Annotated in this window: 20 protein-coding genes; 10 read left to right on the plus strand and 10 right to left on the minus strand. The window is 70.6% G+C overall.

Going from position 1 to position 24,280, the window contains the following annotated elements:
* Positions 1 to 91: 91 nt before the first annotated feature.
* Positions 92 to 1,651 (minus strand): acetolactate synthase large subunit, encoded by a 1,560-nt coding sequence (locus tag ACIBEF_RS26770; protein ID WP_396795910.1) that lies wholly within the window; start codon positions 1,649 to 1,651, stop codon positions 92 to 94.
* Between the two features lie 109 nt (positions 1,652 to 1,760).
* On the opposite strand from ACIBEF_RS26770, the gene ACIBEF_RS26775 reads away from it, so the two are divergent.
* Positions 1,761 to 2,288 (plus strand): hypothetical protein, encoded by a 528-nt coding sequence (locus tag ACIBEF_RS26775; protein WP_396795912.1) that lies wholly within the window; start codon positions 1,761 to 1,763, stop codon positions 2,286 to 2,288.
* Between the two features lie 248 nt (positions 2,289 to 2,536).
* Positions 2,537 to 5,608 carry a S8 family serine peptidase gene (locus ACIBEF_RS26780; RefSeq protein ID WP_396795913.1) on the plus strand — a complete coding sequence of 1,024 codons (3,072 nt, stop codon included), beginning with the start codon at positions 2,537 to 2,539 and terminating at the stop codon, positions 5,606 to 5,608.
* A 186-nt stretch (positions 5,609 to 5,794) separates the two neighbouring features.
* Here ACIBEF_RS26780 and ACIBEF_RS26785 read toward each other — a convergent pair whose 3' ends face one another.
* Positions 5,795 to 6,439 (minus strand): alpha/beta fold hydrolase, encoded by a 645-nt coding sequence (locus ACIBEF_RS26785; protein WP_396795915.1) that lies wholly within the window; start codon positions 6,437 to 6,439, stop codon positions 5,795 to 5,797.
* A gap of 195 nt (positions 6,440 to 6,634) precedes the next feature.
* Here ACIBEF_RS26785 and ACIBEF_RS26790 point away from each other — a divergent pair, with 195 nt between their 5' ends.
* Positions 6,635 to 7,102 carry a nuclear transport factor 2 family protein gene (locus tag ACIBEF_RS26790; protein ID WP_396795918.1) on the plus strand — a complete coding sequence of 156 codons (468 nt, stop codon included), beginning with the start codon at positions 6,635 to 6,637 and terminating at the stop codon, positions 7,100 to 7,102.
* 255 nt (positions 7,103 to 7,357) lie between these two features.
* Here ACIBEF_RS26790 and ACIBEF_RS26795 read toward each other — a convergent pair whose 3' ends face one another.
* Positions 7,358 to 8,131: an SDR family NAD(P)-dependent oxidoreductase gene (locus ACIBEF_RS26795; RefSeq protein WP_396795919.1), complete on the minus strand. Its 774-nt coding sequence runs from the start codon at positions 8,129 to 8,131 to the stop codon at positions 7,358 to 7,360.
* A gap of 397 nt (positions 8,132 to 8,528) precedes the next feature.
* Positions 8,529 to 11,993, minus strand: coding sequence for a ThuA domain-containing protein (locus ACIBEF_RS26800; RefSeq protein ID WP_396795920.1), 3,465 nt, complete (start codon positions 11,991 to 11,993; stop codon positions 8,529 to 8,531).
* Positions 11,994 to 12,191: 198 nt separating this feature from the next.
* On the opposite strand from ACIBEF_RS26800, the gene ACIBEF_RS26805 reads away from it, so the two are divergent.
* The gene (locus ACIBEF_RS26805) at positions 12,192 to 13,070 is read left to right on the plus strand and encodes an SAM-dependent methyltransferase (protein ID WP_396795974.1); all 879 of its coding nucleotides are present in this window, start codon (positions 12,192 to 12,194) and stop codon (positions 13,068 to 13,070) included.
* Positions 13,071 to 13,146: 76 nt separating this feature from the next.
* Here ACIBEF_RS26805 and ACIBEF_RS26810 read toward each other — a convergent pair whose 3' ends face one another.
* Positions 13,147 to 14,274, minus strand: a complete 1,128-nt coding sequence (locus ACIBEF_RS26810) for an FAD-dependent oxidoreductase (RefSeq protein WP_396795922.1) — start codon at positions 14,272 to 14,274, stop codon at positions 13,147 to 13,149.
* Positions 14,275 to 14,296: 22 nt separating this feature from the next.
* Between ACIBEF_RS26810 and ACIBEF_RS26815 the strand changes: the two genes are divergently transcribed.
* Both ACIBEF_RS26815 and ACIBEF_RS26820 read left to right on the plus strand, forming a co-directional pair.
* On the plus strand, positions 14,297 to 15,022 hold the full coding sequence (locus tag ACIBEF_RS26815; protein WP_396795924.1) for a TetR/AcrR family transcriptional regulator: 726 nt from the start codon (positions 14,297 to 14,299) through the stop codon (positions 15,020 to 15,022).
* A 111-nt stretch (positions 15,023 to 15,133) separates the two neighbouring features.
* Positions 15,134 to 15,952 carry a hypothetical protein gene (locus tag ACIBEF_RS26820; protein ID WP_396795925.1) on the plus strand — a complete coding sequence of 273 codons (819 nt, stop codon included), beginning with the start codon at positions 15,134 to 15,136 and terminating at the stop codon, positions 15,950 to 15,952.
* A 27-nt stretch (positions 15,953 to 15,979) separates the two neighbouring features.
* On the opposite strand, the gene ACIBEF_RS26825 is transcribed toward ACIBEF_RS26820, so the two are convergent.
* Entirely contained in the window at positions 15,980 to 17,539 is a 1,560-nt protein-coding gene (locus ACIBEF_RS26825; RefSeq protein WP_396795927.1) for an NAD(P)/FAD-dependent oxidoreductase, read from the minus strand.
* A gap of 176 nt (positions 17,540 to 17,715) precedes the next feature.
* On the opposite strand from ACIBEF_RS26825, the gene ACIBEF_RS26830 reads away from it, so the two are divergent.
* The 4 genes from ACIBEF_RS26830 to ACIBEF_RS26845 all read left to right on the plus strand — a co-directional run bounded on the left by ACIBEF_RS26830 (position 17,716) and on the right by ACIBEF_RS26845 (position 20,539).
* Positions 17,716 to 18,942, plus strand: a complete 1,227-nt coding sequence (locus ACIBEF_RS26830; protein ID WP_396795928.1) for a hypothetical protein — start codon at positions 17,716 to 17,718, stop codon at positions 18,940 to 18,942.
* A gap of 33 nt (positions 18,943 to 18,975) precedes the next feature.
* Positions 18,976 to 19,416, plus strand: a complete 441-nt coding sequence (locus tag ACIBEF_RS26835; RefSeq protein ID WP_396795929.1) for a hypothetical protein — start codon at positions 18,976 to 18,978, stop codon at positions 19,414 to 19,416.
* 107 nt (positions 19,417 to 19,523) lie between these two features.
* A complete protein-coding gene (locus ACIBEF_RS26840; RefSeq protein WP_396795976.1) occupies positions 19,524 to 20,096 on the plus strand; it encodes a GNAT family N-acetyltransferase in 573 nt (190 codons plus the stop codon).
* Between the two features lie 29 nt (positions 20,097 to 20,125).
* Positions 20,126 to 20,539, plus strand: coding sequence for a type II toxin-antitoxin system prevent-host-death family antitoxin (locus ACIBEF_RS26845; protein ID WP_396795931.1), 414 nt, complete (start codon positions 20,126 to 20,128; stop codon positions 20,537 to 20,539).
* A gap of 101 nt (positions 20,540 to 20,640) precedes the next feature.
* Here the strand turns inward: ACIBEF_RS26845 and ACIBEF_RS26850 are convergent, their stop codons facing one another.
* The 4 genes from ACIBEF_RS26850 to ACIBEF_RS26865 form a co-directional block, all read right to left on the minus strand.
* On the minus strand, positions 20,641 to 21,708 hold the full coding sequence (locus ACIBEF_RS26850; protein WP_396795933.1) for an ABC transporter ATP-binding protein: 1,068 nt from the start codon (positions 21,706 to 21,708) through the stop codon (positions 20,641 to 20,643).
* Positions 21,705 to 22,475 carry a molybdate ABC transporter permease subunit gene (gene modB, locus ACIBEF_RS26855; RefSeq protein ID WP_387350864.1) on the minus strand — a complete coding sequence of 257 codons (771 nt, stop codon included), beginning with the start codon at positions 22,473 to 22,475 and terminating at the stop codon, positions 21,705 to 21,707. Before modB ends, ACIBEF_RS26850 begins: the two co-directional genes overlap by 4 nt.
* Before the next feature lie 62 nt (positions 22,476 to 22,537).
* Complete coding sequence (gene modA, locus ACIBEF_RS26860) at positions 22,538 to 23,341, minus strand: molybdate ABC transporter substrate-binding protein (RefSeq protein WP_396795977.1); 804 nt, start codon at positions 23,339 to 23,341, stop codon at positions 22,538 to 22,540.
* Positions 23,342 to 23,481: 140 nt separating this feature from the next.
* Positions 23,482 to 23,904, minus strand: coding sequence for a MerR family DNA-binding transcriptional regulator (locus tag ACIBEF_RS26865; RefSeq protein WP_357204454.1), 423 nt, complete (start codon positions 23,902 to 23,904; stop codon positions 23,482 to 23,484).
* Positions 23,905 to 24,280: the final 376 nt, after the last annotated feature.

The raw sequence follows: 24,280 nt of genomic DNA on the forward strand, positions 1-24,280 counted from the left end.
CCCGCTACGACAAGTTGGCCGTCCGGTTCCAGGCCGTCCTGACCATCACCATCATCTGCGAATGGCTCTGACCGGGCTTATGAAACACGCCTTAGGCCGCAGCGGGGATGGTGGCGTCGATGAGGTGCGGGCCCGGCTGGTTCAGTGCTGCGGAGAACTGCTCCGCAAGTTCCTCGGCGGTGCCGGCACGGGTGGCGGGCATCCCGAACGCGTTCGCCAGTCCCACGAAGTCGATCTGAGGGTTGGTCAGGTCGAACAGCGGATTGGCGTCGGGGTTGGCCGCGCCCGGCTGCTTGCTGAAATAGCCCCACTCCTGGCGCAGGATCGCGTACCCGTGGTTGTTGAGGATCACGTTGGTGATGTTCAACCGCTCGCGTACCTGGGTCCAGAGCGCGGTGGCGGTGTACATCACGCAACCGTCGGCCACCAGCGCCACCACCGGTCGGTCGGGTGCGGCGACGGCGGCACCGACGGCCAGGGGCAGACCGTCACCCATGGCGCCACCGGTCTGCATCAGCACGTCGTGGCGGGGAGCGCCGGCGGTGGCGGCGGCGAGGGTCGTGCCGGAGCTCACGGACTCGTCGATGATGATGGCCCGTTCGGGTAGCAGCGCCGCGATGACGTCGGCCCAGTTCTGCAGGGTGAGCGCGCCGGTGGGTAGGGCCGGTCGGTGCGGATCGGTGACCTGGGCCGTTGCGTCCGGTGCCACCAGGTCGGCGAGCCGGACCAGCGCGGCGACGGCGTCCTGACCGACCTCGGCCAGGACGTGCGTCCGGGCCCCGTCGGGCACGAGGAGGCTCGGCTGGTCGGGGTAGGCGAAGAACGAGACCGGTGCCTTGGTGCCCGCGACGATGACGTGCCGCGCCCCGTGCAGTTGGTCGAGCACCTGGTCGGGATAGAAGCCGAGCCGGGGGAACGCGGGTAGGCCCGCCCCTCGTTCGACCCGGTTGGAGTAGAGCTCCTGGAAGACCCGTGCACCGGTCGCCGCGGCGATGCGGCCCGCTGCCAGCAGGCCCGCCTCCCGCAGAGCCGGCCCGCCGATCACCAGTGCGGTGGTCTCGCCGCTTCGAAGAGCCTCCGCGACCTGGGTGATCGTCGCCTGATCGACTGTCGGCGCGGGCCGGGGCCGTACGGGTGCGCCGGCCGCACCTCCCTCGGACCAGGACACGTCCGCCGGCATGATCACGGTGGCGATCTGCCCGGGTGGCTCCAGGACGGCGGCGAGCGCGGCGGCGGCGTCCGGGCCGGCACCGGCTGCGTCCTCGGGGCGGCGGACGGGGCCGCGTAGCCATCCCGCCAGCGCGGCGATGTCGGAGTTCAACGGTGGATCGAAGGCGGTGTGGAACGTCGCGTGGTCCCCGACGATGTTCACCACCGGCGAATTGGCGCGGCGGCTGTTGTGCAGGTTCGTCAGGCCGTACGCGAACCCGGGCCCGAGGTGCAGCAGCGTCGCGGCGGGCTTACCCGCGATCCGGGCGTAACCGTCGGCCGCGCCGCTGACGACGCCCTCGAAGAGAGCGAGCACGCCGTGCAGCTCGGGAACCGCCTCCAGCGCCCCGACCAGGTGCAGCTCGGTGGTGCCCGGGTTTGTGAAGAGCACCTCGACGCCACCGTCGACAAGCGTCCGCAGCAGTGCTTCCGCGCCGTTCACCAGCCACCTCGTCCCCGGTTAGATCAGTAGTATTCAGATACTAAACTCGCATTTCGGACTCTTGCTGGTAGGTTCGGGGAACTAGCCCGCCAGGTGGAGAGGGAGCCCGATGGAGCGCGGATGGGCCGAACGGCGCTACCAGGCCCGGTGCCTGGACATCAGCATCGACCGCTCCTTCGATGACTTCCGGCGGCAGTACGAGCAGGCCGTCCCGGCCTACGACGCGGCGGCGTTCAACGCGTTGGTGGCCCGCAACGCGCCCTGGGACGACGTCCTCGCCCTCATGCGCGACAGCGCGCCGCACGCCTTCCTCATCTACTGGAGCAGCGGCGACCTGCGACCGATGATGAACCTCGCGGGCGATCCCAGGCACTGCGTCGAATACCTGATGGGCAACCACACCACGGCCGAGCGGATGTTCCGGTACGACCCGACGGTCATGCTGTACGCGCCCCTGCGCACGTTGATCAGCGACCGATCCGACGGCGGAGCACGGTTCGTCATCGAGCAACCCAGTCACGCGTTCGGCTCGTTGGGAGTGGACGCGATCCACGAGGTGGGCCTGGAACTCGACCGTGAGGTCGCCGCCCTCCTGGCGTACCTCGAGGTGCCCGTGCCGGCGGGCCTGTCCGACTAGGCCTGTGGCCGGGGCGCCGATGGCGTCGCGGCTCGGATTGGCCCTGACCGGGGTGTACGCCCTGCTTACACGGCGTCCGGAAAACATGATCTAGGCGCGGCCGGCAGAACGTGATCTTATACGCACCGGCGATCCGTAACACCACCCAAACCATCGATTAACCATCGGCGGCTTAGGTAAGGGAGCGCTCCCATGAGCGGGTCGCGATCGACGAACAGCTCCACAAGGGAGCAACCGAAAGGAGCCTCGTGGCTACAGGCACGAGCGGAAACAGACTGCGAAGACTGGCGATACCTACGCTGGTCGTCGCCCTGATCACCGGCACCACCGGTGTCGCGGGAACGGCCCTGGCGGCACCCTCGGGGTCGCCGGGTAACGGCAGTGGCACCGGCTACTTCACCGCCGGGTCCGACACGTCGGTCACCCTGACCGACGGGGCCGACCGCCGGGCCGGCGGCAACCGTGCGGCCACGCCGAAGGCAGCCGTCGACGAGACCGGCCCCGGCATGTACGTCGTCGAGTTGGCCGAGGACCCGTTGACCACGTACACCGGTGGCGTGTCCGGTCTGGCGCGGACCCGCCCGGCGGCGGGCAACCGGCTGGACGTGACGTCCACGCCGTCGCAGGCGTACCGCCGGCACCTCGACACGCAGCGGGGCGCCGTCGCCGCCGCGGCCGGGGTCACTGTCAACGCCGTCTACACCACCGCCTTCAACGGATTTTCGGCGAAGCTGACCACCCAGCAGGTGAGCACGTTGCGGGCGGACAAGCGCGTCCGCGCCGTCACCGCCTCGCGGGCCCTCGGCACCCCCTCTGCGCCGCCCACCGCGAGCACGGCGACCGCCGACAACCCGACTCCCGCCACCTCCGGTGGCGCGGCCCAGTCGGCGCCGACGGACCGCTCCGGCCGGCCGGCCAAGCCCGGCCCCGGCACCGGCGCGGGCATGGTGATCGGCGTCCTGGACACCGGCATCTGGCCGGAGAGCGCGTCGTTCGACAAAAAGATGCCCGCTCCCGCGAACTGGCGCGGCACCTGCCAGACCGGTGTGGCCTTCGTGGCCGCGCACTGCAACGGCAAGATCGTCGGTGCCCGGTACTTCGCCGACTCGTGGCTCGCCGGCGGTGGCTCGGTGCCCGAGGGTGAGTTCCTGTCCCCCCGCGACGCGTCCGGGCACGGCACCCACACCGCCTCCACCGCGGCCGGCCTGCCCATCGCGAACGTCACGATCGACGGTCGCCGGTACGGCCCCGTGTCCGGGGTGGCGCCGGATGCCCAGATCGCCGTCTACAAGGTGCTCTGGGGTGGCATGGGCTACGACGCCGACATCATCGCCGGAATCGACGCGGCCGTCGCCGACGGCGTGCAGGTGCTGAACTTCTCGATCGGCTCGCAGCTCGGCGACTGGGAGGCCAACACCCCCATCGGCATCGCCTTCCTCAACGCCACCCTGTCCGGGGTGTTCGTGGCGGCGTCGGCCGGCAACACCGGCATCGTGAGTGGAGCGATCAGCAACGCGGCGCCCTGGGTGACCACTGTCGGCGCGGCGGTGACGAACCTCGACGAGGCGACCATCAAGCTCGGCGACGGCACCAAGCTGGTCGGCGGCTCACTGGACGCGTTGCCCGGTGGCGACGCACGGCCGATGGTCTTCGGTGACCAGGCCGGATCGCCGGACCGGGGCGCGGTGTACTGCGAGCCGGGCAGCCTCGACCCCGCCAAGATCAAGGGCAAGGTGGTGGCGTGTGCGCTGTCCGACACCTTCGCTTCTGCCGCCGAGGTGAAGGAGAAGGGCGGCGCGGCCATGGTGCTGTTCGACCCGGTCGGCAACTACCGGGTCAACTCCATCTACAACTTCCCGGTGGTCTACCTGCCGACCGAGAAGCAGGCCGGAACGTTGTTCAACTACCTGATGCGCCACCCCACCGACGCGACGGCGTCCGTGCGCACCGGCGGCGACGGCTCCAGCGTCCCGGGCGTACCCAGCGTCGCCGACTTCTCCTCCACCGGCCCGGACAAGGTGACCTACGGCATCTTCAAGCCGGACCTGGTCGCCCCGGGGTCGGACATCATCGCCGCGGTCTCACCGGCGGGCAACTTCGGGCGACAGTACGACGCGTACTCCGGCACCTCGATGGCGTCGCCGTACGTGGCCGGCGCGGCAGCGATCCTGCACGCCACGCATCCGGACTGGTCGCCGGGCAGGATCGCCTCGGCGCTGCGAACCACCGCCACCGACACCGTTGGCACCAGCAACCCCCTGGACCAGGGCAGCGGTTTCATCAACCTGGCCGGGGCCACCGACCCGGGACTGGTCATCGAACCGACGGCGGCAGAGCTGACCACGTTCAGCGAGACGGCCGCGCCCGACGGCAAGGAACTCAACCTGCCGGCCATCTCACTGCGAGAGTACGACGGCACCCGCCCGGTGACCCTCACCCGCACCCTGACCAACGTGGGCGAGGCCCGGGAAACCTACCGTTCGTCGGTGTCGGGCCTGCCCGGCATGAAGGTCAGCGTCACGCCGGCATCGGTGACGCTGGCGCCCGGCAAGTCCGCGACGGTGGCCATCACCGTGCGTCGGGGCAGCGCCCCCTGGGACCGGTACGTGACCGGGTCGATCACCTGGCACGGCAGGACCCACACCGCCCGCATCCCGGTCGCTGCCCGCCCGTGGGGGATCACCGCCCGGCCGTACGGCGACGACGGGGAGGAGTTCGGCCGGATGGCCAACGGCGCCTTCGGCCTGGTCCAGCCGGGCTTCACCGGGCCGCTCGCCGGTCGCAGCACCGGTTACACGCCGATGCAGCGGGAGTCGTACTCGATTCCGGCCGGCGTCTACGGCGGGGTGTTCGACCCGAAGGCATCCGGCGTGAAGAAGGTTGACTTCACCGTGCCAGCAAACACTGCCGGCATCGTGGTCGAAGCCAACACTGACGACCCGAACACGAACCTCGATCTCTACCTCTACAAGGGCGACACCCTGATCTACAGCAGTGACAGGTACTGGACCAGCGCCGAGCAGGCGTACAAATTCCTGCCCGAGGCGGGGCGCTACACCGCCTACGTCTTCGCGCAGGTGCCTGGTGGTCCGGTGGTCGATTTCGACCTGGGCTACGCCATCATCGGCCGTAACGCCAAGTATGCGGGTGCCACGCTGGCGCTGCCCTCCACAGCGGAGCGCGGTCAGGGCTTCAACTTCACGCTGAAGCCGAAGAAGCCGCTGGCCGAGGGTGACTTCTGGGCGTACACCGAGTACCGCACCAATGGCACGGTGATCCCCGGCAACCTCGTCTACACCCAACAGAGTTCCTGGCAGTAACCGTTCAACCGAGCGTGGGGCGGTGCCGACGGGCACCGCCCCACGGTCGCTTCCGAAACGGCCGGACCGGTGCTCGGCGCCGTCCCAGACGGTGATTCGCAGATGATCCCCACGTCCAGAAACCGGCGGATGACCAGCCTGCCCAGGCGCCCGAAGGGTCGGACGGTGACGGCCGTGGTCCCGTCGTCACCTCAGCGGGTACGCGGTCAGGCGGTCGGCGAGTTGCTTCGGGTGGCTGAGCGGAACGCAGTGGCCACCGTCAATCTCATCCGGAATGACGCCGAGTCGGTCGGCGGCAACCCGGCGCTGGAAGTCCGCCGGGAAGAACCGGTCCTCGCGGGCGAGGAGCACCGTCGTCGGCACGTCTGGCCAGGCGCCCAGGGGCCACGGCTCGTCGCCCTCCGCGCTGACCTGGTCCCGGCTGTGTGATGCTGCCTCCGCGATGATCCCGGCCGGTACACCGTTGAAGAACTGCTGCTCCTCAGTGAGCCCTTCGGCGCTGCGGTAACCGGTGTTGGCCCACCAGTCACCGGGCCTCTCGCCAGGTCTGGGGACCATCGGTGTGAGCAGGACGAGCAGCCGTACCGGCAGCTTGTCGGCAATGAGCGGCGCGGTGAACGCACCGTACGAGTGCCCGACGACCACGAGGTCGCTCCGGTCGCCGATCGCGTCGACGACCGTCCGGCGGAACTCGGCGAACCCCGCGGATCTGTCCTCGATCGGTAGTTCCGGTACCACCACGTCGTGGCCCCGGCTGGTCAGCTCGGGGACCAGGAGATGCCAGTCCCAGGCGCTGCCCCCACCGCCGTGGATCAGAACGAAAGTCGCCATGCCTCGTAGCCTCACACACAGGTACGACACGCGCCTCCGTCAGTGACGATGCAACGGATACGGGCGAGGAAGGCGCTTCGGGACAGTCAGATCGAGGCTGAGGTCAGTAGGGTGCCGTCGTCAGGCACCAGCCACCCCGGAGGTATGTCTCGACGTGGCTCAGGTGACATCTACCGATCGCGAAGGAAGCCCGGCATGAGCAGCCCACGTGAAACTTTCCTCCGACTGGTGAACGGTGTCTGCGACGGTCCGTACGACGACCTGGCCGACCTGTACGCCGAACAGACCCATGTCACGCATCCGTTCCACCCGCTCAACCCGCCGCCGCTGCGGAGCCGCAACGAACTGCACGAGCACTTCACCTCGCCGCCTCCGGTCGCCCGAACGCTGGTCCGTGAGCCAGTCGACGTGACAGTGCATGAGACGGTGGACCCGGAGGTGATTGTCGCCGAGTTCGCCTATCAGGGCCGGGTAGTCGAGACAGGTGAGGCGTTCACGGTGCCCTGCGTCTTCGTGATGCGTATCCGCGACGGGCTCATCATCGAGTCCAGGGATTACATCGACCCCATCGCCAGCGCGCGGGCCTGGGGTCAACTCGACAGCCTCCTGACCGCACTGCGTCCGCAAGACAGCACCACCATCGAGGGCGCAGCCCGACCGTGAGCAGGTGCGCCTACCGCTGCCCGGCGTCGACGCCTGTGCCTCCAGGATCGTCGAGGCCGGACATCGTCCCCGAAGAAGGCGCTGGCCGAGGGTGACTTCTGGGCGTACGCCGAGTGCCGCACCAACGGCACCGTGGTCCCCGGCAACCTCGTCTACACCCAACAGCGTTCCTGGCGGTAACCGTTCAACCGAGCGTGGGGCGGTGCCGATGTGCGCCGCCCCACCGTCGCGCCGCCATCGACGGCACCTCGGCGGCTACCGGTCGTACCTGCCGCCGTCCATCCGGAGGGTGGCCCCGGTCAGGTAGCCGGAGACCGGGCTGGCCAGGTAGGCGACGAGGTCGGCGTAGTCGCGAGGATCTCCAATGCGGCCGACGTCGGTGCCAGCGCGAATCGGGGCAGCATTGCGCTCGATCTCCTCCCACGTCTCACCCCATCCGTTCTCGCGGCCGAGTTCCATGAGGTACTTGCGGGTAGTGGGGACGAGGATGGTGCCGGCCGCGATGGCGTTGGAGGTCACGCCCGTGTGTTTGAGGTCACGGGACAACGAGCGGGCGAGGTTGAGCCGGGCGGCGTTGCTGGCCGCGTAATGCGGCTGCCCCGCCGACGGCGCTTCACCTGTCACGCTGCCGATCTGGATGACACGGCCCCACCCCTTGGCCCGCATCGCGGGAACCAGATGTCGGATCAGGCGGACCGAGCTGAGCACGTTGAGGTTGTACATGTCGGCCCACGCGTCCGCGTTCAGGTCGGACCACCCTGATTCGGGATCGTAGGCGCCGGCGTTGTTGACAAGGATGTCCACCTCACCGGCCTGGGTAGCCACGGCCTCGGCGCCGACATCAGTGGTGAGGTCTCCGATCACGGCCTGACCGCCCACCTTCTGGGCGGTCTGCTCCGTACGGGTCCGGTCCCGACCGTGAACGACCACGGCAACGCCTTCGGCGGCCAGGACAGTCGCGATTTCCGCGCCGAGACCGCTGCTCGCACCCGTTACCAGAGCCCGCTTACCAGCAAGCTGCAAATCCATTGTCTTCCCCCGTCGCTTCCGAAACGGTCGGGCCAGTGCTCGCCGCCGTATCGGACTGTGACTCGCAGATAATGGACCCGCAAGTCCAGAATCGGTACCGCCGATCCATCCAGCCGGAGGGACTCGACGGTCGGCACCCCTCGGCCGAGCCTCGTCGAACGGTGGGACGGCTCGCGGCGATATTGATCGAGTTGAGGCGGGCCCGTCCGCGCGAGGATTCGGGCTGCTGGGTCAGCAAGGTTGGACCCGACAGCTTTTACCGCCACAACCGTGATCTTGGACAGTTCCTTAGCTCGGCGGGCACCGTGGAGCAGTTCGTCTGGGCGCAACACCGTCTAGTGATCAACCGAGCGGCGGCGAGCGGGGTGCACCCCCGCCCGCCGCCATCGCCCGACGGTCAGCTGACCGTGATGGTCAGGTTGAGCGAGCGGGTCTCCCCGCTGGTGTAGGTGACCGTCACCCGGGCGGTGAAGGTCCCCTTGCGGGGGTAGCTGTGCGCCGTCGACCGTAGTGTCGCTCCGTGCGTGATGGCGCTGTTGTCGCCGAAGTCCCACGCGTAGTCGGTGATGCTCTGCCCGGACGGCGCCGTCGCCGTGGCGGTGAGCGTGGTGGTCAGCGGCGCTGCGCCGCCGGTCGGGCTGGCGCCCAGCGACAGCGTCCCGCCCGGTTCCTGTTTGACCCCGGCACCGTTGAACCGCAGCCAGTCCAGGGCCATCAGGTCCGGGGTGCCACCGACCTGGGCGGCGTTGACGAACTTCGCGTACAGGGTGGTCGTGCCGGTGGGTTTGTTGGTCAGCGTGACGGTGGGGGAGACCAGGTTGTCCCACCCGCCGGTGGAGCCGATGGTGGCCGTGCCGATCAGCGTGCCGGTGGGCGAGCCGGTGCGCAGTTCGATGGTGCCGCCGAGCCCGCCGTTGGTCACCCCGAGCGTCACCGAGCCCACGTTGCGCAGGTCCGCCGGCCCGAACGCCACCCAGTCGTTGTGGTCGACCTCGCCGAGCCGCTTGCCGGCGCGGGCGGTGGCCCGGTCGTTGACCGTGACGCCGGACTGGGCGCTGAAGTGCTCGGCCTCCTTGCTCTTGGGCTGCAACTGCACGCGGGTCGAGCCGGTCAGGGCCGGTACGCCGCCGGCCGCGCCGCTGTCGGTGTACTGCGCGGTGATCAGGGTGTAGAGGTTCTGCCCCGGCCCGTGGCCGTCACCGGCGTCCGCCTCGGTGGCGAGCAGCCCGGAGCAGCCGGTGTAGACGTCCAGCGGGTGGGCGTGCGAGTCGTGGCCGAGCTGCGTCTGCACCGTCACCTTGGCGCAGTCGATGGTGGTCTCCTCCGGGTCGGTGACCGTCACCGTGTACGGGATCTTGTCACCAAAGTCGAAGAACCCGCCGTCGGGCACGGTGATGGTCACCGTCGGCCGGGTGTTGCCGACCACCACGTCGGTGACCGCGGTGGCGGTCAACCCGTTGCCGCTGTTGCGCACGGTCAGCCGGGCGGTGTGCTTCCCGGCCGTCGAGTAGGTGTGGCTCGGGTTGGCGGCGGTGGAGTCGGTGCTGCCGTCGTTGGTGAAGTCCCAGGCGTAGCTGAGCGCCGTGCCGTCACCCGCCGTCGTGCCGGCCGACGAGAAGCTGACCGTGAGCGGCGCGCGTCCGCTGTCCGGGGTGGCGGCGAGCTTCGCGGTCGGTGGCCGCCCGTTGGCGACGTAGTCGATCCGGTAGATGCCCGCGCCGGCGTTGCTGCCACCGCGACCGCTGCCGGTGCCCTCGCCGAAGTCGATGACGTAGAGCGAACCGTCCGGGCCGAACTCCGCCTCGAAGGGCTGGATCCAGCTCATGTTGCCGAAGATCCCGTTGATCGACTGGAGGTCACCAACGGCGGTCGGGCCGAAGCGCGCGTTGCTGAAGGTCTGCGCCGTCTTGTGGACCGACAGCGTCTTGAACCACCTGCGGGTCAGCTCATAGGTGATCCACTTGCCCTCGAAGTACTCGGGGAACTTCGTGGTGCGGGTGTTGGTCGGGTCGTAGTCGTAGACCGGGCCGCTCATCGGCCCGCCACCACCGGTGCCCAGCTCAGGGAACTGCGTCGAGGCGGAGTACGCGTACCAGACCAGCGCGGACTTCGCCGCCGGCAGGGTGGTCAGGCCGGTGTTGTTGGGTGAGTTGTTCACGGGTGCGGCGCAGTTGAACTTGGCCCCCGAGGTGTTGGTGGCGAAGTTGTAGTCGTTGAACGGGATGTTGTTGCCGACGCAGTACGGCCATCCGAAGTTGCCGGCGCTGGTTATCCGGTTGAACTCGACGGTCCCCTCCGGACCGCGGTTCGGGTCGGCGGCGCGGGCGTCCGGACCGTAGTCGGCGACCAGCACCGCGTTGGTCTGCGGCTCGACGGTGATCCGGAACGGGTTGCGCATGCCCATCGCGTAGATCTCCGGCCGGGTCCTCGCGGTGCCGGCCGGGAAGAGGTTGCCGCTGGGCACCGTGTACGTACCGTCGGATTGTGGGGTGATCCGCAGGATCTTGCCGCGTAGGTCGTTGGTGTTGCCGGCCGTGCCCTGGGCGTCCCAGGCGGCGCGGCCGGAGCGTTCGTCGACCGGGGTGTAGCCGCTGGAGGCGAAGGGGTCGGTGTTGTCACCGATCGCCGCGTAGAGCCGTCCCGCCGTGTCCATGGCCAGCGACCCGCCCATGTGCGAGTTGGCCCGGCCCTCACCGCGGTAGGTGGGGACGGTCAGCAGACGTTTCTCCGAGGAGAGAGCGACGCTGTTGTTGGCGACAGTGAACCGGGACAGGTTGAGCTGTTTGAGGGTCTTGTCCGACCAGAGCAGGTAGATCCAGCCGTTGCTGGCGAAGTTGCGGTCCAGGGTCATCCCGAGCAGCCCGTCGGACTGGTCGGTCATCGCCGAGGTGTACGCGAAGTCCAGCAGCGTGGTGACCTGCAGGGTGTCGGAGTTGACCACCTTCAGCGCGCCGGTGCGTTGGATGTAGTAGACCTTCCGGTCCGGGCCGACGGCCAGCTCGAACGGGTCGGCCAGGTTCTCGGTGACCAGCCCCACCCGTTCGAAGTTGCTGGTCTTGGTGGCCGAGCAGTCACCGGCGACCGCGCCGGCCGCCCACTCGATGCCGTAGCGCAGGTGCTCCAGGAAGGTCGCGTTGCTGAACTGCGAGCTGGCGTGCCCACCGGCGGTGAACCAGGACCGGCCGCCGTCGTAGGGCTGACACCAGGAGTACGCGTGGTCGACGCCCTCGTCCAGGCCGTTGATCCCGTCGCGCACCTTGATCTGGGCGAGGGTGTGGACGTTGCCGGTCGGGTTGGTCCGCCAGTTGTACCACTCCTCGCTCTGCTCCCAGAGCTCCGGCAGGTTGCGCGTGGAGGGGTGCGCCCGGTCGAGCACCTTGACCCGCCCGGGGAAGGTGCCGCCGGTGGACGAGAAGTCGGGGTGGTAGTCGAAGATCGTGCCGACCAGGCCCTCGTACCACTGCCAGTCGCGTTCGCTGGCGGAGGCGGCGTGCAGGCCGGCCCAACCACCGCCGTTGCGGATGAACGTCTGCAACGCGGCCCGCTGGCTGGCGTTGAGCAGGTCGCCCGAGGTCGGGAGGCTGTTGGTGTTGTTGAACACGAGAGCGTCGAAGGTGGCGAGGTTGGCGTCGGTGAAGGCCGCCGCGTCGGCGGTGGCGACGACCTCGAAGTTGTGGGCGGCGCCGAGTTGCTGGATCGCGGCGATGCCAGCCGGGATCGAGTCGTGGTAGAAGTTTGTGATCTTGGAGAAGACCAGCACCCGGAAGCGCGGGGCGGCCTCGGCGGGCAGGGCGGTGGTGGTGCTCACCACTGTGGCGATGGCGAGCAGGATCAGGCAGAACGCACGGAGGTGTCGGGGCATGGGGGCGCTCCCTGTCGGACGGTGAGGGGTCGGAAAGCGCTTTCTCGCTGCCCGCATCACGGTACTGACAGCCAGTGACGACCGTCAATAGCGCTCTGGTAAGCGGTTTCCCGCGCCGGCGGCGTCCGCGCCAGCGGGACCCGCAGGCCCATCGGTACGGCTTAGGATGTCCTCTGGACACGTCCGGTGACTCGATGGATGCGGTGTGTCCCGTCGACCTGGGGAGGTCTCGTGACGGTGTCGTCCACGTCGGAATTGCCCGAAGGGCGGGGTGCTGACCGGATCGACACCACGACCGTGCATCCGGCTCGCCGCTACAACTACTGGCTCGGTGGCAAGGACAACTTCGCCGTCGACCGGGAGTCCGGCGACCAGATCGCGGCCGTCTACCCAGGGGTCCGCACGCTCGCCCGGGAGAACCGGGCCTTCCTCGGCCGGGCGGTCCGGTTCCTCGCCGAGGAGGTCGGCGTCCGGCAGTTCCTCGACGTCGGCACCGGCATCCCGAGCGCTGACAACACCCACGAGGTGGCGCAGTCCGTCGCCCCCGACTCCCGGGTGGTCTACGTCGACAACGACCCGATGGTGCTGGTCCACGCCCGAGCGCTGCTGACCAGCGGCCCGGCCGGCGCCACCGCCTACCTGGACGCGGACCTGCGCCACCCGGAGAAGATCCTCGCCGACCCCCAGCTGCACACCACACTGGACCTGTCCCAGCCGGTGGGCCTGGTGCTGATCGCCGTGACGCACTTCCTGACCGACGACGACAACCCACACGAGCACGTCGCCCGGTTGCTCGACGCGCTGCCGTCAGGCAGTTGGCTCGCGCTGACCCACTTCACCACCGACCACATCCCCACCGAGATCGTCGAGCGGATGTACGCCGAGTTCGCCTCCGGCCGGATGAAGCAGGACGCCGTACCCCGCGACCGCGCCGAGTTCGCCCGCTTCTTCACCGGTCTGGAGCTGGCCGAGCCCGGCATCGTGCCGGTCACGGAGTGGCGGCCGCAGGTGCCACCGGAGCGGCGTCCGCCCCTTGCCGACGCCTCCATCTACGGCGCGGTGGCCCGCAAGCCCTGACTCCTGGCCCGGTGCCGAGCCACACCGGGTGAGTGGTCACGCCGTGCGTGAGGCTCCCAGGCCACATCGCGAGATGTCATTCCGCGCGTGCGGGCTCCGCCGGTCGGGTGAAGAAACGAACGATGTCTTCCGCCGCGGTGGGGGACAGCATCATCGCCTGGACTCGCGTCGACATGTCGGCGATCGGACGAATCCTGCTGAACATCGACTCTTCGTACGTCCGAATCGCCGCATTCGGGTCGGCGGGGTTGGCGGCGAGCTGGCCGGCGAGTTCTGCGGCGTCGAGCATGGCCTGGTTGGCGCCCTCGCCGACCGGTGGCATGAGGTGCGCGGCGTCACCGATGAGGGTGACGCCCGGCCGGTTGGCCCAGCGCGTACCGATGGGCATCGCCTCGATCAGGCGTGGCGTCGGCGCGCTGTCGGCCGCCGCGATGAGTGCGGTCAGGCGGGGGTTCCAGCCAGCGAACAGGTCCAGCAGGGCCCGCTTGCTGCGGTACGTGTCGAGGGGCTGGCCCTGGGCGCGCAGCGAGATCCCGACCTGGAGGCTGCCGTCGCCGAGACGTTGCGCTGCCAGGATCTGGTTCACGCCGATACACCACAGGTTCCCGGGGCCGACCAGCTCGGCGAGATCGGGATGCCGCCGGTCGACGTCTGCGACGCTCAGCTGCACGAGAGTCGCCACGTAGGACAGTTCGGCGTCGGTCAGCAGTGACCGGACGACTGAGCGCGCGCCGTCCGCGCCGATGAGGACGTCGCAGCTGGCTCGTCGACCGTCGTGGAACGTCAGGTCCCAGCCCGCGGTGGGTCGTGGGGTCGCCGCGACGAGCCGGTGCCGCCAGGCAACCGTGTCGTCGGGGAGGGAGTCGAGCAGGAGATCACGTAGTGCGCCCCGGTCGATCTCGGGACGTCCGGTGAATGAGCCAGGTTGTGGCACGTGGTGCACCAGGGTGCGTCCGGTCGGGTCGAGGATGCGATGTTCCTCGCCCTCGGGCCGCGCCTCTGACCGGAACCGGCCGGCGAGACCCGCCTCGGCCAGGGCCAGTTGCCCGGACTCCGGGTGGAGATCGAGGGCGCCGCCCTGGGGTCGCGCGGATCGGCTTGCTTCCCGGTCGTACACCACCGTGTCGATGCCGTGTCGGTGCAGGATCCGAGCCAGTGTCAACCCGCCGACCCCGCCACCGGCGATCGCAATTCGCGTTCTCACGGCGCTACTGTACACTGTATTGGTGGATACACCGTACGGTAGCGGGCCGCTGCCTATCTGGGAGCGGCCCGAACCTCAGCCGCGAGCCGTACCGGTGGCGTTGAGCCGCGAGAAGATCGCCGCCACGGCGATCGGGCTCGCCGACGCGCACGGCCTCGACGGGCTGTCACTACGCAAGATCGCCAAAGAGCTCGGTGTCGGTCCGATGCGGCTCTACGACTATGTGATCAACAAGTCGGAGCTACTCGATCTCATGGTCGACGTCGTCTACGCCCGGATCGCCGAGGTGGGCCGGCGATCGGGGTGGCGCGACACGGTGCTGGCAATCGCCCACGCGACCCGCGCCGCCGCCCTTGACCACGAGTGGTTCGCCGACGTGCTCGGCGGACGACCACACCTGGGACCGCACGCGCTCGCCGTGGGCGAAGCGACCGCCTCCGCGCTCAGTGCGGCCCCCGCCGTGCGCGACATCGACGATCTCCAGCGGGCCGTGGGCGCCCTCAACGCCTTCATCGTCGGATCGGTCCGCAGAGAGGTCACCGAACGCCGCACCGCACGGTCCACCGGCACCGATGAGGCCGCCTTCCAGGCCAGCCTCGGCCCCTACCTCACGCGCATGGTGAAGACCGGCAGGTACCCCACAGTGGCCCGGCTCGTCATCGACGGCGCCCACCTCAACGCCGAGGAGACCTTCAACCACAACCTCACCACCATCCTGGACGGCATCACCCGGCAACGCTCGACGTGATCCGTGGCGCTGCGGCCAGCGGTTCGCCGCCGCACCGTGTCTCCACCAACCCGACCCGCCCGACCGGCCGTACCCCCCACACCGCGAAGCGGGCACAGACAGGAGCCCCGAGTGGACGTCAGCCTGGCCACGAGCGCCGGCAGTACCGATCGACCGAACGAGGATTTCGTCGGTGCGGTTCCCGGCGCTGTCGTCCTGCTCGACGGCGCCGGCATTCCGGGAGCCGAGTCGCTGTGCTCCCACGGCGTCGCCTGGTACACGCACCGCCTCGGCGGCGCGCTGCTCGGCCACCTGTCACGCGGCGACGAACCAGATCTCGCCGCGATCCTCGCCACCGCCATCGGCGAGATCGCCGGCGAGCACGGCGACACCTGCGACATCGCGGACCCCAGCAGCCCGCAGGCCACCGTGGCCATGGTCCGCGCCCGCCAGGGCCGCCTGTACTGGCTCCTGCTCGCGGACTCCTTCCTCGTCCTCGACCAGGTCGACGCCGGCCCGCTGGTGATCACCGATGAGCGTGAGGCGTCTGCCCGGCGGGACTGCGCGACGCCGCTGGCCGGCATTGCCCGGGACACCCCGGAGTACGACCGGGTGCGAGCCTTGTGCGTCACCGCGTTGCGTGCCCGCCGGAACCAGCCGGGCGGCTACTGGATCGCGAAGGATGACCCGCGGGCGGCGCGGGAGGCGGTGACCGGCAGTCGGTCCCTCGCCGACCTGAACGGCGTCGCGGTGCTCAGCAACGGTGCCAGCCGCATCGTCAACCCGTACGGTCGGACCGACTGGCCGGGCGTGCTGGACCTGCTCCGGGCCAGCGGACCGGCCGGCGTCATCGCCTCCGTCCGGCAAGCCGAGGCGTTGACCACCGGTGGCGCGGATGCGCACAGCCCGGACGACGCCACAGTGGCCCACTGCACGCACCTGCCGCGGTGAGCACCTGCCCGTGCCGCGAGAGCGTGCTCAGCTTCCCGCGTGAGACGGGGGAGCGGCGACAGCGGCTCGGTCGTCCGACCCCGTCGGCACCGTGACCGGCGCCGCGATGACCCGGCTGGGCACGACCGGCGCGTCCCGGCCGGTGCCCCGCCGGCCGTCGCCGCCGCCGGACTCCTCGTGGTAGTCCTGCTCCACGTTCACCGACCAGACGTCGTGCGTACTGCCGGTGGCGATGTTCTCGGCGGTGAGCATCGCGGTCAGCATCGAGTGGTCCTGGTTGTTGTAGCGGTGCATGCCGTTGCGGCCCACCGGGTGCACGTTCGGCACCGCCTCGGTCAGCCAGGCCCTGATCACGTCCACGTTGTGCTGGTAGCGCTCGTCGTACACCGGGTAGGCCTTGGGCATGCGCACGACGTAGCCGGCCTCCACCACGCCGGGTCGGACCAACCCCAACCGCTCCAGCTCCGCGGTGGCGAGGGCCACCAGATCGGCATCCGGGGTACGCCACATCTCGTCGTCCTCGAACACGAAGTACTCCAGGCCAAGGCAGGTGCGGCCGTCCTTGACGAGGTACGGCGACCAGGACCCGAAGTTCTGGATCCGACCGACCCGCACCCCCGGGTCGTGCACGTAGATCCAGTTGTCCGGGAACGAGAACTCCGCCGGCACGACAAGGGCGACCGTCAGGAAGTCGCGGTAGCGCAGGTCGGCCGCGCAGGCCAGCACCTCCGGAGGCGCCGGCGGGTGCAGCACGGCCACCAACTCCGAGATCGGCATGGACGAGATCACGTGGTCGGCGGCTTCGGTACGCTGCCCGCCCGCGCCGTTGACCGTCACGCTGATCGCCCGACGACGGTCCGGGTCGCGGTGCACGGCGGTGACCCAACTGCCCGTCCACAGGTGCCCGCCCCGCTGGCGGACCTGCTCGGCGCAGCGCTCCCACATCATCCCCGGCCCGTACTTCGGGTACTGGAACTCCTCGATCAGGCTGGTCACGTCCGTGCGTCGACGCCGGGGCAGCAGCGCGTTGCGGATCGCGGTGGCCAGCGACAGGTTCTTGATCCGCTGCGCCGCCCAGTCGGCCTGCAACCGGTCCGCCGGCATACCCCAGACCTTCTCGGTGTACGTCTTGAAGAAGATCGAGTACAGCCGCCAGCCGAACCGGGCCGACACCCAGCCCTCGAAGTGCGACTGGTCCCGTGGTGGCCGCAGCCGGGCGCGGGCGTACGAGCCGAGGCAGCGGACGGCCTCGGGCAGACCCAGGTTGCGCAGCGCGTTCACGGCGCTGAGCGGGTAGTTGAACAGGGCGCCCCGGTAGAAGATGCGGCTCATCCGGGGGCGGGTCAGGAAATCCTCGTCCGGCAGGATCTCGTGCCAGAACGCCTCCACCCGCGGCACCTTGGTGAAGAACCGGTGCCCGCCGATGTCGAACCGCCACCCGTCGCGCTCCACGGTCCGACTGATCCCGCCGACCACCTCGTCGGCCTCGAACACCTGAACCGACCGGCCGTGCCGGAGCAGCTCGTACGCCGCGGTTAGCCCGGCCGGCCCCGCACCGATGACCACCGTGCCGTTCTGCTCGCTCATGCTGACGCGCTCCCTGCTCACCGCCATGGTTGAGGCGCGGCGTCCACCCGTTACGCGCAGAATGTCACACTTAGTGCTAGCCGGTCCCCGCTTCGGCGGGGCGCGCGGTGGCGTACCACGAGAAGAGCGACCTCCCCGCGCGGCCTGCGGAGCGGGGGAGCGGGGGAGCGGGGCGGATGGACCGGTGGCGCAGCGGCGCGGCGACGCTGGCTGCGCGGGCGGTCGCGACCGGTCGCGGCGGAGCGCGCCTGGCCCGCCGGGTGCCGGCGCCCTGGCCGTACGTCATCGGCCTGTTCCTGGGCGCGAAGTTGCTGCTCACAGTGCTCGGGCTCCTGGTCCTGCACGCCTGGGACGGCATCCCCGGGGCCCCGCCGCCGGACGAGGCGTTGATGTGGGCGCAGCAGCGGGACATCTCCGGGCACCGGTGGATCTCCTCCTGGTTCGCCTGGGACTCGCTGCTGTACCTGCGGCTGAGCACCCTGCCCCTGACCGGGCCGTGGGTGGACTTCGGCTTTCCCCTGCTGTACCCGTTCCTGGCCCGGCCGGTCGGCGTGCTGCTCGGCGGCGACACCGCACTGGCCCTGCTGCTGATCAGCAACGTCGCGTTCCTGCTGGCGCTCTGGTACGGCCACCGGCTGGCGGAGCTGCTGCTCGGCGACGCGTACGCGGCCCGCCGGTTCATCCGGTACCTGGTGCTGCTGCCGACCGCGTTCCTGTTCCAGGCCGCGCTGACCGAATCGCTCTTCGTCTGCCTCGCACTGGCCACCTTCTTCTACGCCGAGCGACGCCGGTGGCTGCTGGTCGGCGTGATCGGCTACTTCCTGGCGATGAGCCGTTCCGTCGGCCTGCTCGTGGCGCTGCCGCTGGCCCTGGTGCTGCTCCGGCAGCACGACTGGCGGCTCGGGCCGCGCGCCCTGCTCGGCTACCTCCGGATCGGCTGGCCGTTGCTGCTGTTACCCGCCGGGTGGTTCACCTTCATGGCGTACTGCCGGTGGCGGGGCGGGGACTGGCTCGCCTACCAGCACGCCCAGGAGACCGGATGGGGAATCGAGGTGCAGAACCCCGTCCCGGTACTGCTCGACGGGTTGACCGGGGAGCCGCGCGACGCCGCCCGGGTGTGGTTCGCCGTGGCCGTCCTCGCGGTACTGGCCGTCGGTTTCCGCCGCCGGGAGCTGGCCTACCTGGTGTACGGCGTCCTCATGGTGCTGGTGCCGCTGTCGATGGGCCCGCCGGTGTACAAGAGCCTCCTGCGCTATCTGCTCGCCGCCTTCCCGGTGGCGCTGGTGCTGGCCCGCTGGGCCTGCCGTGCCAGCGTGGACGTGTGGCTGACCGCGACGCTCGCGGTGGTGCAGGGCGTGCTGTTCGTGCTGTGGCTCAGCTACTGGACCCATATGATCATTTGATTGGGGCGGCCGGCGGCCGGGCAGGATAGGCGGATGACCGAGCCACGGGTACGCCTCGACGACCTGGGCGCCTGGCTGATCAAGGGCAACGCCGACCTGGTCGACCTCGCCGCCCGGTTCGCCCGGAAGCCACTGGTGACGAGTTGGTGCGTGCGTCCCGGCTACCGGGCGCGGTTGATGTGCGCCGGGCAGCCGGTGGTCTTCTGGGCCAGCGGCAGCCGGGGCCGACTGCCGTACGGGGTGTGGGGCGTCGGGCAGGTCACCGGGGCCGCCGAGCCAGGCGCACCGGGGCAGCCGTGGTCGGTGCCGCTGGAGCTGCCCATCCTCGCCGAACAGGACCGCGTCTCCCGGCTGCTGTTGCGCGCCGATGACCGGCTCGCCGCCCTGGAGGTGCTCCGTCAGCCGCAGGCCGCCAACCCCTCCTACCTGACCGTGACCCAGTTCGCCGCGCTGCGGACGCACCTGCCGGGGTGAGCGCTGCGGACCCATCGCCGGGGTGAGCGCGGAGGGCGGCCGTGCCTCGGCCAGGGTGGCTGTGCGAGCCTGCTACCGACGTGAGAAGGGTACTGAGTGGAGGCCCGGTGTTCGCCCTGCCGTTGACCGAGGACGTCGAGCTGCGCCCGCTGAACCCGTGGCGGGCCGAGGAGTTCCTCGCCCACCTCGACCGGGCCCGCGAGCACATCCAACCCTGGGTCTCGCCGTCCTTCGTCGCCACCGACCTGCCGTCGGCCCGTGCGGTGTTGCAGCGGTACGCCGACCGGTGGGCCAGCGACAGCGGCGGCATCTGGGGGCTGTGGTGGCGGGGCACGCTCGTCGGTGGCGTCATGTTCGTGTCGTTCGACGTGACCCGGGGCGTCTGCGAGGTCGGTTGCTGGGTGGAGCCCGCGGCGCAGGGCAGGGGCCTGGTCGCCCCCGCGGTCCGCCGTATCGTCGACTGGGCGGTGCGCGAGCGTGGCATCCAACGGGTGGAGTGGCGTACCACCGCCGACAACACCCGCAGCAAGGCCCTCGCCGACCGGCTCGGCCTGCGCCTCGACGGCACGTTGCGCCAGGTCATCCCCGGTCCGCACGGTCGGATCGACATTGAGGTCTGGTCGGTGCTGGCGGACGAGTGGACCGACTTCAACGCACCGTCCCTTGACGACCGCGAATAGTTGTCATACCCGCGCGCCACCATGCATCCATGGCCGTCCCCGCGCTCACCCCTCATTCCGACCCGCCGCGTTCCGTGCCGCTGCGTGAGGCGCGCACCCGGTTCAGCCAGCTCGTCGCGCTGGCCGAGCTGACCGACGCGGTCACCGTCGTCACCCGCGACGGCGATCCCCGCCCGGTCGCCGCGATCGTCCCCGCCGCAGCCGCCCGCAGCGCCGCCCAGGCCCGCGCCGACGCCGACCGGCTCGCGACGGTCACCGCCGGCTGGGCCCGCCGCCTCGAGGAGCAGCACCGACGCAGCACACAGCGGCACGCCGCCGAGCTGGGCGCGGTCCGTGCGGCACTGGCCGAGGCGTGGGCCGAGCTGGACAGCCGCGTCGTCCCGGGCAGCGACCCGAGGTTGGCCCGGCTGCGCGCCGCGCATTCCGATCTGCTCGCCGGCTGACCCGCGTCCGCGCCGCGTTGCCGCATCCGCTGAGGCGGGTGACACGCCGGGTGTGCGGCGGCGACGGGTGGGTCGGCCGGGTCCACCCGGTGGCGGCGTGGTCAGCCGGTGGCCGGGTACGCGTGGGTCTCGGTCGCCTTGACCGCCACCCAGACCCGCTGGCCGGGGATCAGCCGTAACTGGGCGGCGGCGGCCGGTGTGACGTCGGCGGCCACCCCGATCGGTCCGTCCAGTTGCACCCGCACGTTGTCACCGTGGCGCTGGACGCCGGCCACTGTGCCCGCCCAGGTGTTCCGGGGGCTGCCGTCCGGCCGTGCCGGGTGCAGGGCCACAGCGGCCGGGCGGAACGCCACGAACGCTTCGCCGTCCAACCGGTCGGCGACCGTGAGGGTCAGCTCCGGCGACACCCGCACCCCGTGCCCGTCGGCGCGGCCCCGGTACAGGTTCAGCCCGACCAGCCGGGCGACGTAGTCGGTGCGCGGGCGGGCGGTCACGCTCGGCCCGTCGCCCTCCTGGACCACACGGCCACCCTCGACGATGACCAGTCGGTCGGCCAACGCCAGCGCGTCCAGCGGGTCGTGGGTGACCAGCACCGTCGCGCCCGCGTGCGCCGACAGGTGCCGGTGCAGCTCCGCGCGGGTGTCCAGCCGGGTGCGGGCGTCCAGCGCGGCCAGCGGCTCGTCCAACAGCAGCAGCGACGGCCCCACGGCCAGCGCCCGGGCCAGCGCCACCCGCTGCGCCTGACCGCCGGAAAGCTGCCGCGGCTTGCGCTGCGCCTGCGCGTCCAGCCCCACCCGGCCCAGCCACTCCCGGGCGGTGGCGCGGGCGGCCCGCCGCTCGACGCCGTGCCGGCGCGGTCCGAAGGCCACATTGTCCAATGCGCTGAGGTGCGGAAACAGCAGGTAGTCCTGGAAGACCACGCCGATCGAGCGGCGTTCGGTGGGCACCCAGCCCCCGGTCGCCGGGCGGTCCAGGTCGACGTCGTCGAGGGTGACGTGCCCGTCGGTGAGCGGATGCAGCCCGGCCAGCGCCCGCAGCGCGGTGGTCTTCCCGGCACCGTTCGGGCCGAGCAACGCCACCACCTCGCCCGGGGCAACCCGCAGCGGCACGTCGAGCCGGAAGGCACCCCGGTCGACGACGAGCCGCGCGTCGAGAAGTCGGTCACTCATGCGGTAGTCATCCAGCGGTCCCGCAGCGCCACCAGGATGCCCACCGACACGACGAGCAGCACCAGGCTGAGCACGATCGCGGACTCCAGGTCCGTCTCCAACGCCAGGTAGACCGCGAGCGGCATGGTCTGAGTCCGACCGGGGTAGTTGCCGGCGAAGGTGATGGTGGCACCGAACTCGCCGAGCGCCCGGGCCCAGCAGAGCACCGCCCCGGCCGCCAGGCCGGGAGCCACCAGCGGCAGCGTGACGTGGGTGAAGGTGGTCCAGCGGCTGGCGCCCAACGTCGCCGCGGCCTCCTCGAAGCGGTGGTCGGCGGCACGCAGCGCACCCTCCACGGCGATCACCAGGAACGGCATGGCGACGAACGCCTCGGCCAGCACGACACCCGTGGTCGTGAAGGGCAGGGTGATGCCGAACGTGCTGTCGAGCCAGCCACCGAGCAGGCCGCGTCGGCCGAAGACCAGCAACAGCGCCACCCCGCCGACCACCGGCGGCAGCACCAGCGGCACGGTGACCAGCGCGCGTACCAGCCGACGGCCGGGGAACTCGACCCGGGCCAGCACCCAGGCGAGCGGCACCCCGAGCAGCAGGCAGAGCGCGGTGGCCAGGGTGGCGGTCTGCACCGACAGTCGCAGGGCGGTCAACGCGCCCGGCGCGGCGAGCCGCTCCGGCAGGGTCGTCCACGGTGCCCGGATCAGCAGCCCCGCCAACGGCAGGACGAGGAACAGCAACCCCAGCCCGGCGGGGATCAGCAGCGCCGCCGGCATCCGACCCCGCCGTCGTGCCGTCAACGGGCGACCGCTCGGTGCGTTGTGCTCGTGGACCTGCCTCACGGGGCCTGGAACCCCGCGTCGGCGAGGACCGCCTGCGCCGGCGCCGAGCGGACGTACGCGACGAAGGCCCGTGCGCCGTTCGGATTCGGCGCGTCCTTCAACGCGACGATCGGGTAGTCGTTGACCGCCCGCGCCGACTCGGGAAACTCCACGCCTGTCACGTCGGCGCTCGCCGCCCGCGTGTCCGTGCGGTAGACCAGTGCCGCGTCGACCTCGCCGAGCTTCACCTTGGCGAGCGCACCCTTCACGTCCTGTTCGAGGGTGACCGGCGTCAGCGCGACGCCGGCCGCGTCCAGGGCGGTGCGGGCCGCCGCGCCGCAGGGCACCTGACTGGCGCAGAGCGCCACCTTCACACCCGGGCGGCTCAGGTCGGCCAGGCCGGCCACTGCCTTCGGGTTGCCCCGGGGCACCGCGATCACCAACTGGTTGCGGGCGAAGACGCTCGGCGTGCCATCCGCGTCGCCGGCCTCGACGACAGTACTCATGTTCGTCGGGGCGGCGGAGGCGAACACGTCCGCCGGCGCGCCCTGAGTGATCTGGTTGGCCAGGGCGGAACTGCCGGCGACGTTGAGGGTCACGCGGCTGCCCGGGTTGGCGGCCTCGAAGTCCTTCCCGATGCGGGTGAACGACTCGGTCAGCGAGGCGGCCGCGAACACGGTCACCGGGCCGGTCACCCGCCCGTCAGTACCGCTGCCGGCTGCGTGGCCGTCGCCCGCGCCGCAGCCGGTCAGCGCCAGGCCGGCCGCCACCAGGACAGCCACCGCCGTACGCCTCCTCCGGGCGACCGTGTGCGCGGTCATCGGCGCGACCGTCTCCGTGTTCATCGGGCTGACCGTCCCCGTGTTCATCGGCGCACCCGTCTTCACCGTCGTCTGGGCGACCGTCTTCGCGTTCATCCGCCCGACCGTCTGCGGGTTCATCCGCCCGACCATCTTCGCGTTCATCTGGCCGACCGTCCGCGCGCCGGGGCGGGTGCGGCCCGCTCCACCACCACAGTGGTCGACTTGATCACCGCAACGGCCACCGAACCGACCCGCAGGTCGAGCTCGTCGACGGCCTCCCGGCTCATCAGTGACACGACCCGGAACGGGCCCGCCTGGATGTCGACCTGGGCCATCACCGTGTCCTTACGGACGTCGACGACGATGCCTCGCAACCGGTTGCGGGCCGAGGAGAACTCGGCGCCCGCATCCGGGTCGTTGGCCTGGGCGCGAGCGAACGACGCCAGGTCGACGCCGTCGACGACCCGGTGGCCGTGCTCGTCGCGCCCGGCCGTCAGGCGCCCGGCGTCCACCCAGCGGCGAATGGTGTCGGCGCTGACGCCGAGCAGGTCGGCCGCCTCCCCGATCCGGTACGTCGTCACCCGCTAACCCTAGCGCCCGCATTTGCCAGCGCGATAGCCCACAACAAGCAGCAAACAGGTGGGCCGGTGAGTGCTCAGGCCAGCAGTTGCGTCCTGTTGTGCTGTCTCAGGACACCTGCGGATCCCAGGTCCGAGCCCGCAAGATCGTGCTCGAACCAGGAAGTAGTGGTGTCGGCGAGCGATGAGGCCACTACTTTCTGGTTGGAGCGCGATCTTGGTATGGGGCGCGGGTGTGGGGTGTTGGTGTGCGGGTGCGGGTGCGGGTGCGGGTGCGGGTGCGGGTGCGCGGGCGGGTGCGCGGGCGGGGGGGGGGGGGGGGCGGGGGCGCCCCCCCCCCCCCCCCCCCCCCCACAAAGAAAAGGGGGGGGGATTGTGT

Source organism: Micromonospora sp. NPDC050795, from assembly GCF_044456785.1.
GTDB lineage: Bacteria > Actinomycetota > Actinomycetes > Mycobacteriales > Micromonosporaceae > Micromonospora.

Bases quoted from the DNA above. Each gene is read 5' to 3' on its own strand.
- ACIBEF_RS26790 (WP_396795918.1), top strand. From the start codon at position 6,635: ATGAGCAGCCCACGTGAAACTTTCCTCCGACTGGTGAACGGTGTCTGC.
- ACIBEF_RS26850 (WP_396795933.1), bottom strand. From the start codon at position 21,708: ATGAGTGACCGACTTCTCGACGCGCGGCTCGTCGTCGACCGGGGTGCC.
- ACIBEF_RS26800 (WP_396795920.1), bottom strand. From the start codon at position 11,993: ATGCCCCGACACCTCCGTGCGTTCTGCCTGATCCTGCTCGCCATCGCC.
- modB (WP_387350864.1), bottom strand. From the start codon at position 22,475: ATGCCGGCGGCGCTGCTGATCCCCGCCGGGCTGGGGTTGCTGTTCCTC.
- ACIBEF_RS26795 (WP_396795919.1), bottom strand. From the start codon at position 8,131: ATGGATTTGCAGCTTGCTGGTAAGCGGGCTCTGGTAACGGGTGCGAGC.
- modA (WP_396795977.1), bottom strand. From the start codon at position 23,341: ATGACCGCGCACACGGTCGCCCGGAGGAGGCGTACGGCGGTGGCTGTC.
- ACIBEF_RS26845 (WP_396795931.1), top strand. From the start codon at position 20,126: ATGGCCGTCCCCGCGCTCACCCCTCATTCCGACCCGCCGCGTTCCGTG.
- ACIBEF_RS26805 (WP_396795974.1), top strand. From the start codon at position 12,192: ATGCGGTGTGTCCCGTCGACCTGGGGAGGTCTCGTGACGGTGTCGTCC.
- ACIBEF_RS26835 (WP_396795929.1), top strand. From the start codon at position 18,976: ATGACCGAGCCACGGGTACGCCTCGACGACCTGGGCGCCTGGCTGATC.
- ACIBEF_RS26775 (WP_396795912.1), top strand. From the start codon at position 1,761: ATGGAGCGCGGATGGGCCGAACGGCGCTACCAGGCCCGGTGCCTGGAC.
- ACIBEF_RS26825 (WP_396795927.1), bottom strand. From the start codon at position 17,539: ATGAGCGAGCAGAACGGCACGGTGGTCATCGGTGCGGGGCCGGCCGGG.
- ACIBEF_RS26785 (WP_396795915.1), bottom strand. From the start codon at position 6,439: ATGGCGACTTTCGTTCTGATCCACGGCGGTGGGGGCAGCGCCTGGGAC.
- ACIBEF_RS26830 (WP_396795928.1), top strand. From the start codon at position 17,716: ATGGACCGGTGGCGCAGCGGCGCGGCGACGCTGGCTGCGCGGGCGGTC.